7 protein-coding genes, 2 tRNA genes and 1 pseudogene are annotated in these 17,562 nt (G+C 69.7%); 5 read left to right on the forward strand and 5 right to left on the reverse strand.

What is annotated here, in order from left to right:
* The first annotated feature begins 30 nt into the window (after positions 1 to 30).
* On the forward strand, positions 31 to 4,596 hold the full coding sequence (locus L3Q67_RS38400) for an RHS repeat-associated core domain-containing protein (RefSeq protein WP_499186316.1): 4,566 nt from the start codon (positions 31 to 33) through the stop codon (positions 4,594 to 4,596).
* Here L3Q67_RS38400 and L3Q67_RS38405 read toward each other — a convergent pair.
* Complete coding sequence (locus L3Q67_RS38405; RefSeq protein ID WP_499186317.1) at positions 4,586 to 7,960, reverse strand: TM0106 family RecB-like putative nuclease; 3,375 nt, start codon at positions 7,958 to 7,960, stop codon at positions 4,586 to 4,588. The genes L3Q67_RS38400 and L3Q67_RS38405 overlap by 11 nt on opposite strands.
* A 105-nt stretch (positions 7,961 to 8,065) precedes the next feature.
* Here L3Q67_RS38405 and L3Q67_RS38410 point away from each other — a divergent pair, with 105 nt between their 5' ends.
* Entirely contained in the window at positions 8,066 to 9,004 is a 939-nt protein-coding gene (locus tag L3Q67_RS38410; protein WP_499186318.1) for a hypothetical protein, read from the forward strand.
* A 93-nt stretch (positions 9,005 to 9,097) separates the two neighbouring features.
* Positions 9,098 to 9,171 (forward strand) — tRNA-Pro (locus tag L3Q67_RS38415).
* Between the two features lie 1,545 nt (positions 9,172 to 10,716).
* Here the strand turns inward: L3Q67_RS38415 and L3Q67_RS38420 are convergent.
* The 3 genes from L3Q67_RS38420 to L3Q67_RS38430 form a co-directional block, all read right to left on the reverse strand.
* Positions 10,717 to 11,508, reverse strand: a complete 792-nt coding sequence (locus L3Q67_RS38420; RefSeq protein WP_499186319.1) for a hypothetical protein — start codon at positions 11,506 to 11,508, stop codon at positions 10,717 to 10,719.
* A gap of 603 nt (positions 11,509 to 12,111) precedes the next feature.
* A complete protein-coding gene (locus tag L3Q67_RS38425; RefSeq protein ID WP_499186320.1) occupies positions 12,112 to 12,579 on the reverse strand; it encodes a cupin domain-containing protein in 468 nt (155 codons plus the stop codon).
* Between the two features lie 122 nt (positions 12,580 to 12,701).
* Positions 12,702 to 12,785: transfer RNA gene (locus L3Q67_RS38430), tRNA-Ala, on the reverse strand.
* Between the two features lie 92 nt (positions 12,786 to 12,877).
* Between L3Q67_RS38430 and L3Q67_RS38435 the strand changes: the two genes are divergently transcribed.
* Positions 12,878 to 13,198 (forward strand): hypothetical protein, encoded by a 321-nt coding sequence (locus L3Q67_RS38435; protein ID WP_499186321.1) that lies wholly within the window; start codon positions 12,878 to 12,880, stop codon positions 13,196 to 13,198.
* Positions 13,199 to 14,288: 1,090 nt separating this feature from the next.
* Here the strand turns inward: L3Q67_RS38435 and lanKC are convergent.
* Positions 14,289 to 16,844, reverse strand: a complete 2,556-nt coding sequence (lanKC, locus tag L3Q67_RS38440) for a class III lanthionine synthetase LanKC (RefSeq protein WP_499186322.1) — start codon at positions 16,842 to 16,844, stop codon at positions 14,289 to 14,291.
* A gap of 412 nt (positions 16,845 to 17,256) precedes the next feature.
* On the opposite strand from lanKC, the pseudogene L3Q67_RS38445 reads away from it, so the two are divergent.
* A pseudogene (locus L3Q67_RS38445) lies at positions 17,257 to 17,531 on the forward strand (integrase core domain-containing protein); the annotation flags it as partial.
* Positions 17,532 to 17,562 lie beyond the last annotated feature (31 nt).

Consider the following 17,562-nt stretch of genomic DNA (forward strand, 5'->3'; position numbering starts at 1 on the left):
GCGACTGAGCTGAGGGGGCGGGGGAACGCCGTGGGCAATCCGCTGGTAGCCGAGGTCAAGGACTCGACGACAGCCATCTCGGGCATGCCGTTGCTGGAGTCGATCAGTGAGACCAGCAAGGCGATCGAGAGTGGTGACTGGGCCGCGGGGGTGCTGGGGGCGGCGGGGGCCGCGCTGGATGCGCTCGGGATGGCGATGGATCCGTTCGGGGCGATCCTGGCCAACGGGGTCGGCTGGCTGATCGAGCACGTGGGCCCGTTGTCGGATGCGCTGGACGCGTTGACGGGGAGTCCGGATGTGATCAAGTCGCATGCGGACACGTGGAAGAACGTCGGCACCGAACTGTCGTCGATCAGTGCGGATCTGGCGAAGATGATCGCTGAGGACACCGCGTCGTGGACGGGTCCGGCCGGGGATGCCTACCGCACCCGGGGTGCGGACACCGCGACGCTGCTTGCGGCCGCGCAGACCGCGGCCGAGGGCGCTTCCAGCGGGATCGGCACGGCGGGTGAGGTGGTCGGCGCGGTCCGCTCGCTGGTGCGTGACATCATCGCCGAGCTGGTCGGGCACATGATCAGCTGGGCGTTGCAGGTGCTGTTCACCCTGGGGATCGGTTTGGCGTGGGTGGTGCCGCAGGTGGTCGCCGCGGTGGCCAAGACCGCGGCCAAGATCGCCGACATCACCAAGAAGCTGGTCCAGGCCTTGAGCAAGCTCTCCCCGCTGCTCAAGAAACTCGGTGACTCCTTCGGCGACGCCACCAAGGCGTTGAAGAACATCAAAGAGGGCGCCCCGCCCAAGCCCGACACCGTGCGCTCCGGGGGCGGGGACACCACCCCCAGCGGAGCCACCCCCACCCCCAACCCCCCACCCGGCCAAAGCAACGGCGGAGGCGGCGGGACCACGCCCAGTGGGGCCAAACCCGACACCCCACCACCAGCCGCGAACACCCCACCCAGCCCCAGCACACCGGATCCCACGCCGACACCCAGCCCCAACCTGGGCGGAACGACTCCACCCAGCACCACGCCCAGCGGCAACAAGCCCGACAAGCCGAACGACCGCTCCACCGGCGCCGGCGATCGCAACTGCAAGTCGGACCCGGTGGACATCGCCACCGGCGAGGTCGTCATCGAGCAGACCGACCTCGATCTCGGCGACCTCGTGCTGCGGCGCACGCACGTCTCCTCCTACCGCGCCGGCCGCTGGTTCGGTCCGTCGTGGACGTCCACTGTGGACCAGCGCATCGAGGTCGACGAGGAGCACGTCTGCTACTTCTCCCCCGACGGCATGGTGCTGGTCTACCCGCACGCCGAGGACCCGGTCGACCCGCTGGCCGGGCCCCGCTGGCCGCTGGCCCACACCGAGCAGGGCTACACCCTCATCACCGCCGCGGAGACCCTGCACTTCTCCGGCCCCGGCCGCACCCTGCCCCTGCGCGCCATCGAGGGTGACCTGCGCACCGAGGTCTTCTACGACGACTTCGGCGCCCCTGCCCTGCTCCAGCGCGCCGACGGCGTCCGCGTCGGCCTGCGCGTCGAGGACGGTCGCGTCACCGAACTCACCGTGCTCGGCAACGACCACACCCCCGACGTCACCGTGCGGCGTTTCGCCTACGACGAGCGGCGCAACCTCGCCGACGTGCTCAACTCCTCCGGTCAGCCGCAGCACTTCGACTACGACGCGCACGCCCGCGTCATCGGCTGGCAGGACCGCAACGGCGTCTGGTACCGCTACGTCTACGACGCCGAAGGCCGCTGCGTGCGCACCGTCGGCGACGGCGCCTACCTCGACGGCGCCTTCGAGTACGGCGATGGCGTCACCACCCACACCGATTCCCTCGGCCACCGCACGGTTTTCGAACTCGACGAGAACCACCGCACCACCGCCGAAACCGACCCGCTCGGCCACACCACCCGCTTCACCTGGGACGAGCACGGGCACCTGCGCAGCCGCACCGATCCGCTGGGCCGCACCACGCGGTTCCAGCACGACCGCTTCGGCACGCCGACCGAGGTCGTCCGGCCCGACGGCAGCACCGCCCACCTCGCCCACCACGACGGCGTGCTGACTTCGGTGACCGTCCGCGGCGAGCACCGGATCTGGCACCGCCACTACGCCTCCGGCGCCCCGGACCCGCTGTCCGAGCCGGTCGGCACGTCGACCGGACTGCCGCTGCACACGGCCGAAGACCGCACCCCGCCGGGTTCCGCGGTCGAGCACGACCAGTTCGGCAGGCCGCGCGCGATCCCCGAGGTCGGCGGCGGGCACGTCCTGCTCGGCTGGACCATCGAAGGACGGCGTGCCTCCCGCACCGGCGTCCGCCACGAACGCGCGATCTGGCGCTACGACGGCGAAGGCAACGAGACCGAGCACACCGACGAACTCGGCCGCACCACCCGGCGCGAGTACGGCGCCTTCGGCCTGCTGGCCGCGGTCACCGATCCGGCGGGCGGGCGCACCACCTACGGCTACGACACCGAACTGCGGCTCACCTCGGTCACCGATCCCGAGGGGCGCACCTGGACCTACCGCTACGACCCGGTGGGCAGGCTGGCCGGGCAGACCGACTTCGACGGCCGCACGCGCACCTACACCTACGACGCCGCCGGGCAGCTCACGCTCGCCACCGAGCCGACCGGCCAGGTACTCGAATACCGCTACGACCTGCTCGGCAACCTCGTCGAGGTCCGCGGTCCCGAGGGCATCACCGCCTACGCCTACGACCCGGTCGGCGAGGTCGTCCGGATCACCTCCGCCGGGTCCGCAGTGGAATTCGAGCGGGACGAGTACGGCCGGGTGGTCCGCGAGACCGTCGACGGCCGCACGGTCACCTTCGCCTACGATCACAACACCGTCCGCCGCCGCACTCCGTCCGGGGTGGACAGTGAATGGACCTTCGACGACGAGGACCGCCCGAGCGCGCTGACCAGCGCCGGGCACGTGGTGCGCTACCGCCACGACCCGGACGGCCGCGCGGTGGCCCGCGAGGTCGACGGGTTCAGCGTGCTGGAGCAGGCGTTCGGTCCCGGCGGGCGGCTCACCACGCAGCAGCTCAGCGCCGGGGCGGCCCCGGTCCAGCGGCGGATCTTCGAGTACCTCGCCGACGGCAAACTCGCCGCGCTGCAGGACGAGATCGGCGGGCGCACCGCCTTCACCAGGGACAACGCGGCACGCATCACCTCGGTCACCGCCGCGCACGGCCGCGAGGAGCTGCGCTACGACCGCGCGGGCAACCTCGTCACCTGGTCCGGCGGCGCGGGCGTCACCTTCGACCACGACCACCTCGGCAGGCGCGTCCGCCGCCGCGAGACCCACCCGCGGGGCGAGCGGGTGTGGCACTACGGCTGGACCGGCGACCGCCTCACCACGCTGACCACGCCCGAGGGCCACCAGTGGCGCTACCACTACGACCCGCTCGGCAGGCGGACCGCCAAGCACCGCCTGCTGCCCGACGGCAGGCCCGCCGAGACCACCTGGTTCGTCTGGGACGGCGCCACGCTCATCGAGCAGATCCGCGTCGACGCCGACGGCACCCGGCACAGCACCACCTGGAACCACCTGCCGGGCACCGCCACCCCGGTCACCCAGCTCGACCGCGGCCCGGCCGGGGAACGCTTCCACTCGATCGTCACCGACCCGGTCGGCACGCCGACCGAGCTGGTCGACGAGCGCGGGCAGCTCGCCTGGCACAGCCGCCGGACGCTCTGGGGCCACGAACTGCCGTCGTCGGCGGCGCGGGCCACCACCCCGCTGCGCTTCCCCGGCCAGTACGCCGACCTCGAGTCCGGCCTGCACTACAACGTCTTCCGCTACTACGACCCGGCGTCGGCGCGGTACCTCAGCCAGGACCCGCTGGGCCTGGCCGCCGGGCCGAACCCGTTCGCCTACGTCGGCGACCCGTACGCCGACACCGACGTGCTCGGCCTGGTGTGCACCCGCAGCCAGGACCCGGACCGCGCCCCCACCACGCCGAACTCGACCCACAACGCGGGCAACACCGGCGGCAGCGCGGCGCCGCCGAACCGGCCGGTGCCGCCGGGCTTCAAGAACCCGCTCAAGGGCCCGACGGCCGACGAACTGGCGAACCTCGGCAGGCACTGGCACTCGCAGGTCTGGATGAAGCCGGGCAACCACGCCTCCACCAAGGCCTACCTGGACAGCCTGCCGCCGTACACCAAGATCGGCCTGGACCACCACGGGATCAAGCTCGGCCCGGGGTTCCAGCAGTACGACCCGGTGGTCAAGATGGACGGTCGCAAACCCACCAGCTACAACGACTTCGTCACCAGCGTGACCGCGCCCGGCGGCGACGGCGGCAAGAGCGCGGCGGCCGACCTGAACGACTGGGCAAAGGGGCGCAAGGACTTCGCCGATCTGCCGCCGCACGTCAAGGACATGGCCACGATCACCCACTTCGCCGAGGTCGGCCGCGGCTACTCCTACGACGTGGCCAAGTTCGACCAGAAGATGTCCGACATCTCCAGGATGACCCCGGACGCGGCCGCCGCGGAGTGGAAGCGGATGAGCGAGTGGTTCCCGCCGAAGCTGACCTACGCCCAGGACAGCACCGGCGCGGCGGGCAACTTCACGCCGTGAACGGCTCGGCGCCCGCCATCAGCCCGACCATGCCGGAGACCAGCCGCATCTGCTCGACCGTGCGGATGTCGGCTTCCACCAGGCGCGGCGAGCAGACCAGCACCGCGACCGCCTGAGCCCGCGACAACGCGACGTTCAGGCGGTTGCGGGAGAGCAGGAAGTCCAGGCCGCGCGGCAGGTCCACCGCGGACGACGAGGTCATCGTGGTGATCACCACCGGTGCCTCCTGGCCCTGGAACCGGTCCACCGTGCCCACCCGCACCCCGGGGAAACCGGCCCGCTCGAGCGCGCGGCCGACCACCCGCGCCTGCAGGTTGTAGGGCGCCACCACCAGGATGTCGCCGTCGTCCAGCGGCCGGACCCGGTCGTGGTCGGTCCACTTGCGACCGTGCAGGGCCCGCACGATCGCGGTCACCTCGGCGGCTTCCTCCACCGAGCGCGTGGTGTTGCCCCGGTGGTCCACTTCGGACAGGTAGAGCCCGGCGGGGACGCCGTCGATGCCCCGGTCCGCGGCGGTCGGGTGCGCGTGCAGCCTGCCCGCGTAGGACAGCCGTGAGACCGGCTCGCAGACCGCCGGGTGCATCCGCCTGGACTGGTCGAGGAAGTAGCCCAGTTCCGGCGGGATGACGTCGGCCTCGCCGATCAGGTGCCCGAGCGCCGAGGCTTCCGCGCCCGCCGGGTGCGTGCCCTGCACCACCTGCGGCAACTGCTGCGGATCACCCAGCAGCACCAGATTCTTCGTGCACATCGAGACCGCGAGCGCGTCGGCGAGCGCGAACTGCCCGGCCTCGTCCACGATCAGCACGTCGAACGGCTCGGCGCGCAAGTCGGCGCTGGCGAAGTTCCAGGCTGTCCCGCCGACGAGGTGCCCGGTGTCGTGCTCGGTGCGCCACTTCGCCAGTTCCTTGTTGCCCTTCGGCTGCTCCCACAACGATTTCGGGTCCGGGACCTTGCGCGCACGCTTGGCGCAGGGCAGCTCCGGCGCGTTCGCCATGGCCGCGCTGAGCACGTTCTCCACGGCCTTGTGGCTGTTCGAGGTGACTCCGACGGTTTTCCCGGCCTTCACCAGGTGCGCGATCAGCTTGCCCGCCAGGTAGGTCTTGCCCGCGCCGGGCGGCCCCTGCACGGCCAGCGCCGAGCCGTCGAGCGCGTCCACCGCCTCGATCACCGTGCGGACCAGGTCCTCACCGGACTCCGGCAGCTTCTTGCCCTGGCGCAGCCGGGGCGGCAGGCGGCGCAGCAGGTCGACGCCCGGGTGTGGCGGCAGTTCCGGCAGCCTGCCGACCACCAGTTCGGCCAGGTCGGCCACCGCCTCGTCCTTCGGCGTGGGCCGGACCGGTTCCCCGGGCAGCACGGCGAGCGGGCGGGCGTCGGTGGTCTCGTCGACCTTGCTGCTCTCCTGGATCGTCAGCTCCTCGGCCGAGGCGGCGATCACCTCGGCCTTCCTGGCCTCCGAGCCGTAGCGCAGGCGCACCTTGTCACCGATGGTGAACGGGTGCGGGTGCTCGGGGTCGGTGGCGATGGTCAGCGACCGCTTCGCGGTGCGGGCGCGGCCGGTCGGCGGCACCCACTCCCCCGCGTGCACCGACACCGGCACCGCGCAGCTGGTGTCCACCTCGAGCTCGGCCAGCGGCGCGGCGAGCTGGCGGAAGTGCTCCCACCAGGCCGGGTTCGTCTCGCGGCGGTGATAGCCCACCGACGCGGCGAGCAGTGCCTTCGCGCGGTCGGACTCGGTGAAGTCCACCGGGTCCGCGGGCAGGCCGTCGAGCAGCGGATCGACCAGCGCGGCCAGCCGCGCCGCGCGCTCGGCCCGGCGCTGCGCGGCGACCTCGTCGGCGGTGTCCTGCAGCAGCGCGTCCTCACCGGACTCGTCCGGCAGCGGTTCGATCCCGGCCTTCTCGCGGATCTGGTGCAGGAACTCGAACAACCGCAGGGTGGACACGCAGTCGTACTCGTTGTAGTCACTGATCCCGCGCAGCACCTCGGCCGCCTGCTCGGGTTCGCCGAGCTGCGAAAGCGTCAGGTACTCCTCGTAGGCTTCGATGCTCGACACCGCTGTCTTGACCTCGCCGTCGCGTGCCTCCGGCATGTACAGCGGTTCGAGGTACTTGATCGAGTACGAGCGCTGTGAGACCAGCAAAGCCTTGCGCACCACCGCGTACAGGTCGATGAGCACGCCGCCGCGCAGGAGGTCGTCGACCTGTTCCTCGCGGGTGCCGTGCAGTGCGGCGAGCTGCTTGAGCGCGGTGACCTCGTAGGGCGCGTAGTGGTAGACGTGCGCGCCGGGGTGGGCGGCCAGTCGTTCCATGGTGAAGTCGACGAACCGCTCGAAGGCCCGCTTCTCCTCCGCCCGGGAGTGCGCCCAGAACGGGGTGAACCGCTGGCCGCCGTCGGTGGTGACCGCGCCGAACAGGTACTCCAGCCCGCTGCCGCCAAGGGCGTAGGGATCGCCCTCCATGTCGAAGAAGACGTCGCCGGGGCTGGCCTGCGGCAGCGCGGCGAGCGGCTCCGGATCGATGATCTCGTAGCTGACCTCGCCGGTCTCGTCTTGCCGGACCTGGATCTTCGCCTGGGCACGAAGCGTGGTGAAGCTGGCCTCGGACAGCTCGCGGGGCCGGTCCTCCGGCTCGGCGGTGGCCAGCGCGTCGATCGTGCCGAGCCCGGCCTCGGCCAGCTTGCGCCGCTGGTCACTGCGCATGCCTGCGACCAGCGAAAGGTCGCGATCGGACTCTCGGCCGGACGCGCAGTGGTCGGCGAAACCGCAGCTCGCGCACCCGGGCCGGGGGTCGGCCCAGAGTTGTACAGGCAGCTGCGCGGGCCGGGCGAGCAGGCGTTCCCGCAGCCGCCGGAGCAGCGGCAAGAAGTCGTCGACGCGCAGGGTGCGAGTGCTGCCGTCGCCGAGCAGGAGGTGCATGTGCGGCCCGGCGGGCCAGCCGGCGCTGCGCAGCGCGTCGGCGTAGGCGGTGAGCTGGAGCACGGCCGCGGGGCGGGCGTGGCGGGCCAGCTTCGTGTCGTAGACCTCGTAGCGGCCCTGGTCGTCGCGCAGCAGGAAGTCGGCCCGGCCGGTGAACTCGCCGTCGTCGAAGACCGCCTGGTAGATCACCGGGGCGCCGGACCACAGCGCGACGGCGGTGTCGGACACCGCGGTGGCGTGGTCGGTGTGCTCGATCTCGACCACCGCGTGCTTCTCGCCGCGGAAGCGGTCGAGCGTGGCCTCCTCGTGCGCGCGGCCGTGCTTGACCGCGAGCTGGTCGGCGCCGTTGCCCGGGCGGGGCGCGCCGGGCAGGCCCGCGGCGAGTGCCTGCTTGAGCACGCTGCGGTGTTCGCACTCGAGCAGGTCGGCGAGATCGGATGGGGTGTACATCGCCGGGCAGTCTCCCCCGCCGCCCGGCCGCTTCCGGCGACCGACACGCCGCCTGGTGACAGATGTCCATTGTGGGCCGGGGCCGGGAACCGCTATCCATCCCGCATGAGACTTCGACATTCGCTGGCCGCGCTGCTCCCGGTGGCCGCCCTGCTGGTGCTGCCGGGCACGGCCACGGCCGCCGACGCCGACCTGGCCGCGCGCTGGGCACCCATCCACTACCAGGACACCGACTCGTCCGACGCCGACGCCGACTACCTCTCCGCCATCGACTACGACGGCAACTGGGACGGCCTGGACAACTGGGAGCACCAGGACGACTCGGCGGCCCGCCTGACCGGCGCGGTGTACTACTCGGTGACCGAGACCTCGACGCACTGGTTCCTGGTCTACGGCTTCTTCCACCCGCGCGACTGGGACGACCAGCCGGACCCGCTCAGCCGGAACACGCACGAGAACGACATGGAGGGCGTGCTGCTGACCGTGCGCAAGGACGGCAGCACCTACGGCAAGGCCGAGGCGATGATCACCATCGCGCACAGCGACTTCTACTCGTACGTGCCCGCGGGCAGCCCGTACACCGGGGGCCGCGAGTCGGTCGACGCGGTGTTGCCCATGCAGACCCACAACGGTGTGGCGCACCCGACCACGCGGCAGGAAGCGAAGGGCCACGGCTGCTACGCCGGCAACGGCACCACCTTCCCCGGCGGCGATGGTGTCGTCTACTACCCAGGCACGACGGGCGAAGCCCCCTCCGGCGGCAACGACCGTTCGGTGTCCTATCGCCTGGTGAACATCTTCGCCACCGGCGGCCTGTGGTCCCACCGCGCGGACAGCGCCACCTTCGCCACCTGGGGCACCTTCCGCGGGGACAACGGCAAGGACAACGCCGCCAACCCACCCTGGGGCTGGGACGACGCCAATGACGGGGATGACCTCCCGCGCGGCATGTTCACCTCGCACCCGGCTTACCTGGTGTCGCAGTACTTCGCGAACGAGGGCAGCTTCAGCCAGGCGTACCTGAACAACCCTTACGAGTCCTGACCTGCGGTGATGTCGTGCCTGCCCCCTGCCTACGGACCCGCTGGAGGGACGCGCTAAGCTCTTCCCCATCACCTCCCGCGGGACGGTGACAGCCGGGCTGTGGCGCAGTTTGGTAGCGCACTTGACTGGGGGTCAAGGGGTCGCAGGTTCAAATCCTGTCAGCCCGACCGGTAGCGGAAGCCCGCTGACCACGGACAGATGTCCAGGTCAGCGGGCTTTTTGTGCCAAGCTTCTCGCGAGTTCAAAGCGGCATTTTGAAGTCGCCTCTGGACCAACCTTGGACCACTGTCCAGACGGGGCGCCGTCTCCAGAGTTGTTTCTTCCTTGCTCGAGGTCGGCGCTTCCAAGGCCCACACAGGTCTAGTACCCGCGCGGAAGCTGCGGAACGAAGAAGTGATGTCTTCGCCGGGTGAGCGAATCTCCGGGGTGGCCCGGGCATGTGCACGGGTTCCCGCATGACTACCGCCAGCACCTCGCCGGATGGATGGTCGACTGCCGAGGACGCCGTGGTCGAGGCGATCCTGAACGCTCTCGGGCACCCGGTCGACGCGGCTCACAGGTTGCACACTTTCCGGACCAGGCGTGACAGAACCAGGACCAGCCACGCTTCGCGGCCGTCAGCCTGACCCTCGGGGTGCTAGAGGCGCCGACACACCCGCACTCGGCCCTGGACTGCCTGTACGCAGCCCGCGCCGACTACCGCGCCCTGAACATCACTGGCTTGCAAGTGTGCACGCTGCGACACCTGGGGCAGCTCCTGCTGTCGGTGAACCGGCCACACACCGCGCTGGAACGGCTCACCGAAGCCACCGCGCTCCTCGACCTCACCGCCCCCGCTGAAGCCACGGAGGCGGCCGCGGACGTCTTGCTGTTGCATGGTTACACCCACACCACACTCGGCCGGCCCGACCAGGCCCGCCGCTGGTTCACCCGCGCTGAGCAAGCGTTGACCCACCTCGGCGACCCCCGGGCGCCCTTGCTGAGCGCGGCACTGCTTACCCGGAAGGCCACCCTGCCGCCACCTTGCTTCTTGGAGCTGGCCGGGCCACCCGATCTGCCCACCCTCGCCCACAGCCTCCCCATAACCGGCGCCGGCTCGGAGGCATCGTCATGCTGCCGACCCGGATCCTGCCCCACCTGACCGACGAGGCGACGACCGCCCTGTCTGGGCCCTGTAACCAGTGACCACGCTCAGCGCCGCATCTACACAGCCTCGCCACCTACGGCCCCTCAGCGCCTCCTCGACGGTCAATACCCGCAAAGCACTCGAACAACGTTCCGCTGTGTATCGTCGCAAGTCACGAAGTCTCTTCCCGCGCGAGCGAGGGTGGTCCGGTCTACCGGCACAAGCTCCAGCTGGAGTTGAAGTCTTCCCCGCGCGAGCGGGGGTGGTCCGCCGCCGCGCCGTGGTGGGTGATGAGTAAGCGGGTCTTCCCCGCGAGCGGCGCGTGGGTCGTCGGGGTCGGCGTGGTGCAGGGGCGGGGTAACCAGGCAGATGTCGCCTGTCTGGCTGATCTGGCGCAAGGTGACCGGCGAGGCAGTGCGTAGGCGCCCCAGGTGCGACGCCGGACTGACCGACCTCACCGTCGTCACCTAGTAGGACGCCCGCCACGAGACCCTCAACGAAACCACCCGCGCCGAGATCACCACCGCCATGCGCGACTGGCTCCGCACCCACCACCTGACCCCGGGCCCGTCCCGGTCGTGCGGGACTACGCCGGGTTCTCCGCGACAGCGAGGTAGTCCGTGTAGATCTGCGGCGAGCCCGAGAACGAGGCGAGCTGCTTCCACTCCTCGTACATCTGCTTGGTGTCGCGGTGGGCGGCCGCGAACTCCGCGGCCTCGCCGGTGGCGATGTCGGGCTCGGGGTAGAAGACGTCCAGCGCGTCCAGGCTCGCGATCTCCATCATCATCACGTACTGGTCGAGGCGGTTGCCCCGCTCGCCCTTGAGCACGTGGAACCGCCAGTCCGGGTAGTCGTCGATCCGGTGGTGGTTCTCGGCGATGAAGCGGTCGAACATCTCCTCGGTCACACCGGCGCGCAACGCCAGGTTGTGGATCCCGACAACCCGGGCGACGGGATCCTCCCCCGGGCGGTCACGGTAGCGGGGGCCGGGCGTGACCGTGCTCCGCGGATTGTCGGCCAGCAGCCGGTAGTCGGTGAACAACGTCGGCAGCTCACCGAACGTACCCAGCCGCCGCCATCGCGCCAGCACAGCCCCCGCCTCCGGGTGCCGCGCCCAGAAGAGCCGGGCCAGCTCGGTCTGCTCGCCCTGGGCTGTGACGTAGCGGTCGCGTTGCTCGGCGCTCTCGATCTCGTACAACATCAGGTACTGCCCGGTCCGCTCTCCGCGCAACCCACGCAGCAGAGTCCACCGCCACCCTGGGTACAAGGGCAGGTGAACGCCTTCACCACGCACGAAGGTCTCGAACTCTTCCGGCGTAACACCAGCCTCTGTGTCGATGGCGATGTACTGGAAGGTGAACACCGACAAGCGTCCCATTGGGCATCCAATCCTCGGGCCGGGAACGGGATCGCGCATCCGACAGCACGACTCCCCGCACCACATCCTGCCCGCTCCAGAGCAACGAGGGCCGCGAGCCCTCCCCGCTCAACGCGATCCGACGGGTTTCACCGTCTGTGAAGATGTCTTCCCCGTGCGAGCGGGGGTGGTCCGTCCTGCGTGGAGGACAGGAGCGTCTTGCTCTGGTGGTCCCCGCGTGTGCGGGGGTGGTCCGCCTTCTACCCCGGCAAGTCGTTCCCAGTCAACGTCGTCTTCCCGCGCGAGCGCGGCGGTCCGGCGCCGGAAAGAGTCACACCGCCCAGCAACTGTCTTCCCCGCGCGAGCGGAGACTGGTCCGCCCGAAAAGGCACGCGCTGTGTCCACCGGCGCCGTTCTTCCTGACCCAAGCCGGTTGAGTCGCCGAGTGGGAGCGGTTCACCGAAGAACCGCGACGAGGCCTTGGTGCATCTGATCGAGGCCCACCGGCGCGCCGCACGGGGCGGTAGCCACGCGACGCGTCCGCGCATGGTCATCGAGGGTGGAGCTTCGTCTCTGGCCTCGCCGCCAGGCTTATCTCACCTATCTAGCACCGGACCCGATCGCTCAGTCTTGAGGGACAACATTCCTAGAGACCGCGTCAGTGGCCAGTTCGAAGTCGGCGAAGTCGAACCCGGGGGTTACCAGGCAACTGACGAGGACTTCGGTGTTCCCGGTGGGGAAGGCTCGTTGCCAGTGACCGGCGGGGACGTGGCATTGCAACTGTTCGCCGTCTTCGATCCTCTGGCCTAGTCGGTGCGTGGTCTCGGTGGTCGGTTTCGGTCCGGGTGGGCTGGTGACCAGGGTGAGTGGTCCGCCGCGGTGCCAGAGCCAGATCTCGTCGGAGGCGACGGTGTGCCACTGGGATTGTTCTCCTGGCGGCAGTAGGTAGTGGATCAGCGACGCTGTCGGGCGTTTCTCGTGCGCGATCGGATGGACCACGGTGAGGGGTGAGGTGTAGACGCGGCGGTACCAGCCGCCTTCGGGGTGGGGTGCGAGCCCGAGAATCTGGGCGGTGGAGGACGGGTGGGTCATCGCGCCTGTGCTCCTTGTCCGGGACGGTCCGAGAGGGATGGTGGGCGGACGCGTTCGGCCCGTAGCGATCGTAGTACTGCTCCAGCAGCCCCGAGTGTTCGAGCACGTCGTCCGCCCATGCCCGGAGCTAAGGGGACTCGAACCCCTGACCCCCTCACCGCCAGTGAGGATCTTGCAAGCTTTCTACCAGCACAAACAGAGAATCCCCTGGTCGTTCGCTGCCGTTCAGCCTGCCTCTGTGCCATTGCACGCAGCTGGGCGCGCACCCGCGCTCCAGGTTTGCTCCAGGGAAATTGGTGTGAAGCACCGGGCGACTGGGCCTCAGGCACGCCTCCTCACCTGGCCCTGGAACGTGTCACCAGGCAGGCTCGCCTTCGCAGGAAGGAACTCGGCCTCCAGAGCCAACGCCGTCGCCCAGCGGGCCGCCCGCACGTTGGACAGGCTCGCTCCGTCGGCGGCGACACAGGAGCACACCGGGTCTGAGTTCTTCATCGTCGATCGCGAAGCCCCGGGTCCGGATGGCGTCGAGATGCCGTTTCAGCGCAGCCTTATCGAGGTGGGTGCGGAGGTGAAGCTTCTCGAACGGCTCGGTCAGCTAGTCGTCGAGGCAAGCTGCTGAGCATCCGTTCGGGCCGGGCGCCAGCCAGGTATTCGGCCAGCCGGTCCAGGAGGGGCGGGCCGCCTGACGAACGTTTCAGCACGGCGAGGATCTGCCGCAGCCCGCCGACCGCCAGCGGCGGGCGCTCCGGCTGCGATCCTCTGCCGCCACCATCCTCATCCACCATCCCGGGCCCCCTGTCCGGCGCAGTGCCCCAATCTCAGTACGCGTTCTACGAGACAGGTCGGCTGGCTGAAGCGAAGGACGCGTGAGCGAAAGCGGTGACCACGTTCGAAGGGACGGGCGACCCGCACGCCGCGGCAACCGTGACTGAATGGCTCGGCACAGTGCAATACGTTGTCGAGCAGTTGGCCGGCCAGCGGGCCCAGACGGGGAGTCGTTGCTTAAAAGGAGGAAGCCAGGCGAGCCGACGAGGTGGCTCAGTAGCACGACGCTCGGCGTGCCATCCTCGGCGATCAGCCGGACCTGCGCGCCGGCGAGCGCGACAACTCGGTCCTCAACGCCCTCGAAGAGAACGCGATCGTCGACGCGCAGCAGCTGGCTCACGCGAGTGAAACCGGCACCGATAGAAGCGCGTCCGCATCACAGACGACGTAGTCGGCCGCGCGGAGCAGTTCGTCGAGAGTGCTGATGCGCGGCGGGGTCACTGTAGGCCACAGAAGCTGTCTTCTCCGAGCGAGCGGGGGTGGTCCGAAGTCGTCGGGGCCGCCACTGTGGAGCGCCCAGCTGACGAAGCCCCCCGGCACCGACTCGGCAGCGAACCCCTCCTGACACGACGTGCTGACGGTGACAACCGGTATCCCCGCCATCCGGATGGCTGTCCCCGCCGGGCTGCGGGTACTCATCGAGGTGCCCGGGACTTCGGGGCGTGGTAGCGAGTTCCGGCGTTCCTGCCCGTACCGCCGGCAAGGGCGGCACGGGCGGGAACCGGCGTCGCTCAGTCCTCGTAGCACGACACGGTGAGCAGGCTGAGCAGAATGCTGTCCTGCTGCTCGTGGTGGCTGCGCTGTTCGGTGTCCAGCGACTGGAGTTCCAGCACGGAGTTCATGGAAATCACCTCCTTCCGAGTGAATCGGACCTTTCCAGGTCTTCAGGCGCCGGCCGCCACGGGTTCCTCCGCAGGTGCCGGGAACAGGGGCAGGAAGCCGGTGGGCTCCCGGAAAACGGTGTGCAGGGCCAGCAACACCCCGGCCGAGCCGGTGGCGAGATCGGTGGACAGGCGCATGAGCTGGTCTCCGGCGAACCCGATGCCCCGGCCACGCCGTTCCGCCGTCCACGACATCCGCTTCAGGTGGAAGCGGATGGCCCTGTCGTCGGGCAGGGCGTCACCCGCGAGATAGGCGAGCAATCCGGCGTGGCCGGAGAACAGCCCCGGGAAGATCCCGCTTTCCCGGCGGCAGGTGTCACGGATGCGTGTTCCGGCGTCCCTGAACCGTTCGTCGGCACGGAACCGGAGAAACTCCCGCAGCACCAGCCCGACGCCTGCGGTTCCCGTTCCCAGATAGGGCAGGGCCTTGCCGTTCCTGCGCACTTCGAGCGTTCCGCCCTTCCCCGGTGCGCAGTGCTCCAGTTCCCGACGCAACGCCAGAGACGCCAGCTCCAGCGTCTCCGCCTCGCCCGTGAGCGCGTGATGGCGCAAGAGGAACAGGGCGGCTCCGGACAACCCGTGCAGCAGCCCGGCCGCCGCGGGTTGGTCCGGCTCGGGCTTCCCGGCGCGGAGGTAGCGGCCGAGGCGCTCGGCGATCGCATCGGCTTCGGTGCGCACCACTGGGTCTTCGGTCACCTCGGCGAAGTGCAACAAGCTCAAACCGATACCGGACAGCCCGCCGAACAGGCCCTTCGTGCGAACCGGTACCCCCGAGTGGATGGCTCGGTCCAGGATCGTCAGCGCGTCGGCGCGGTGCCCCAGCAGTTCGAGCACGCAGGCCGCGCCGTGGAGCCCGTTGTACAGCCCGGGCAAGGGATCCCTGGCGGTACGGGCGGCCTCGGTCAGCCACCGCACGTGCTCGGGTACGACTTGGGCACCGGTTTTCCACAACGCGTAAAGCACTCCCGCCGCGCCGTGGGCCAAGGTGAAACCCCCGTACCGGGCCTGCTGCACGTCACCGGGAAACAACCGGTCCGGCCGCCGGGGATCCGCGGCGGCGATGATCGCATCGGCGATGCCCTTCCGCAGGGACGGCCAATCCCGGTAGCCCTCTTCCAACACATCGTCCCGCAACGGGGCGGGGCGCTCCGGTGCCGCCGGGCGGACCGACTCGACTTCGCGAACCAGGTCATCGGCCACCGTTGCGGGCACCGCGAACCGATCGGTGAGGAACCGCGCGAAGAACGTCACCTTGCGCGGGTCCCTGGCCAGCAGTGAGGTGCTCATCGGCAGGAACATCCACAGCGTCAGACACGCCAGTGCATGCCGGTCGGCCTCGATCCCGGTGCGCCCGGAAGGAAGAGCGAACCCGGGAACTCCCAGTCCCGAGTGCCGAGGCCGGTCGACAGGTGCGGCGAGTTCGAAATCGACGAAGGTGACCGTCCCATCCGGGCGGAGGATGATGTTGCGCGGGTGCAGGTCGTTGAACGCGATTCCCCGGCGGTGCAGGCCGTCGAGCACCTGGCCCACCCGCTCCCGGACGTCGAGCACCCAGTCGGTGTACCCCGCCACTTCCGCCGGGGTCGCATCGGGGACCGTGAACGGGTGCCTGCCGGAGATCGCTTGCGCCAGCGGGGTTCCCGTCACGTACTCCTCGGCGAGGAAATGGTGTTCCCAGCAGGTGAACAGCTCGAACACCGCTGGGACCCCCCGCGCGCCGGTCAACTCCCGCAGCACGTCGTGCTCGCGTTTGAGGCGGGCGACGGCGTCCTCGCCGTTGTGGTCCAGTCCGGCCCACGGCCGGGCCTCTTTCAGCACGACCTGGCGGCCGGACCGGTCCGCAGCCAGGTAGACCCCGCCACCGTTGGAAAAGTGCAGCGCACGTTCCACCCGGTACGGCAGTTTCTCCGACTCGCGGTCCTGCCGCAGGAATTCAGGGACCGGCAGCCAGGACGGTGCACGGAAGACCGGCTCCCGGCGGTCCGGGACCAGGTTCCCCTCCGGGGTCCGCAACGCCGGCACCCGCTCGCCTGAATCGTCCACTGAGGACAAACGGCCGAACGCTCCATATCGGGTGTACAGCGGCCCGGACCGCCACCGGAGGTCGCTGAGCACGTACGGCCCGCCGAAATCCGCCAGCAGCGGGCCGAGCTCCCGGAGGAGACGTTCGCACTCGTCCTCGTCGGCGGGGTAGAGCGTACAGAACTTGCCGCTGGAACCGCGGTGGGCGTACTTGGAGTTCAGGAACCACAGCATTTTCACGCTGCGCAGGAATTTGACCGCGATCGTCCGGTTCACGCAGTGTTCGAGGACAACGCCGAGCACGTGCGCGGAATCCTGCGGCGTCGCCGACACGTGCACTTTCCAGCCCTGTGCGGGCAGCTTCACCCCGTCGGGCGACCAGGAGACCCAGATCTCTTGTTCCGATCGCCGCCAGCCCTCGGGAGGATCAGCGTCAGCCGGACGGTACCGTTCGGCCCTGTCGTCCCACCGGTGCAGCGGCTCATAGAAGTCGGGATCGGCCACCGCATAGCTCTGGTACATCACGGTTTGGTCCATCAACGGGCGACCTCTGGGAAGTGCGCGGTGACCGGGGCCGTTGGCCCTAGCCGATCGGTCGACATTTCCACTCCTGCGACAAGACTGATGGGGGCGGTCCCGGCGGCGAATGGCTGCAGCCGTGTTCGGTCTGGTAAGTGTTCACTGTGGAGCAGTTCTACCGCACCGCTGAACCGCGCGCAGGACGAGCCACCGGAATTGGTGAGTGCACCGATCGAAACACGGGCCACTCGGACGGGAACACGGCGTTGCTGTCACGGCAGCACCCCGGGGTGAATTGAGGTGCGACGGGGCCACAGCGCCAAGAATGGCCGAACACATCGCAATACGCGCCGGTGATCACGTGCATGAACGTGCGGCACCCGGGGCATCCGAGTCAGCGGCGAACCGGGGGTCGCTTCCTGTCGCGCCGGCCCTCACCACGGTGTTCATGGCGGCCTTCACCCACCGCGCAAGGGCGTTCTTCACCAGACACGGCCCGCCCACATCCACCGCATCGTCACCGACAACGGCGCCTGCTACCGCGCCCACGACTTCGCCACCGTCCTACGCGCCGCCCGCCACCAGCGCATCACGCCCTACACCCCACGCCACAACGGCAAAGTCGAACGCTACAACCGCATCCTGGCCGAAGAATTCCTCTACGCCCGCGCCTGGACCAGCGAAGAACACCGCACAACGGCCCTAGTGTCGTGATTCGTTGATTCGTTGACAGCAT

The organism is Saccharothrix sp. AJ9571 (genome assembly GCF_021725495.1).
Taxonomy (GTDB): domain Bacteria; phylum Actinomycetota; class Actinomycetes; order Mycobacteriales; family Pseudonocardiaceae; genus Amycolatopsis; species Amycolatopsis magusensis.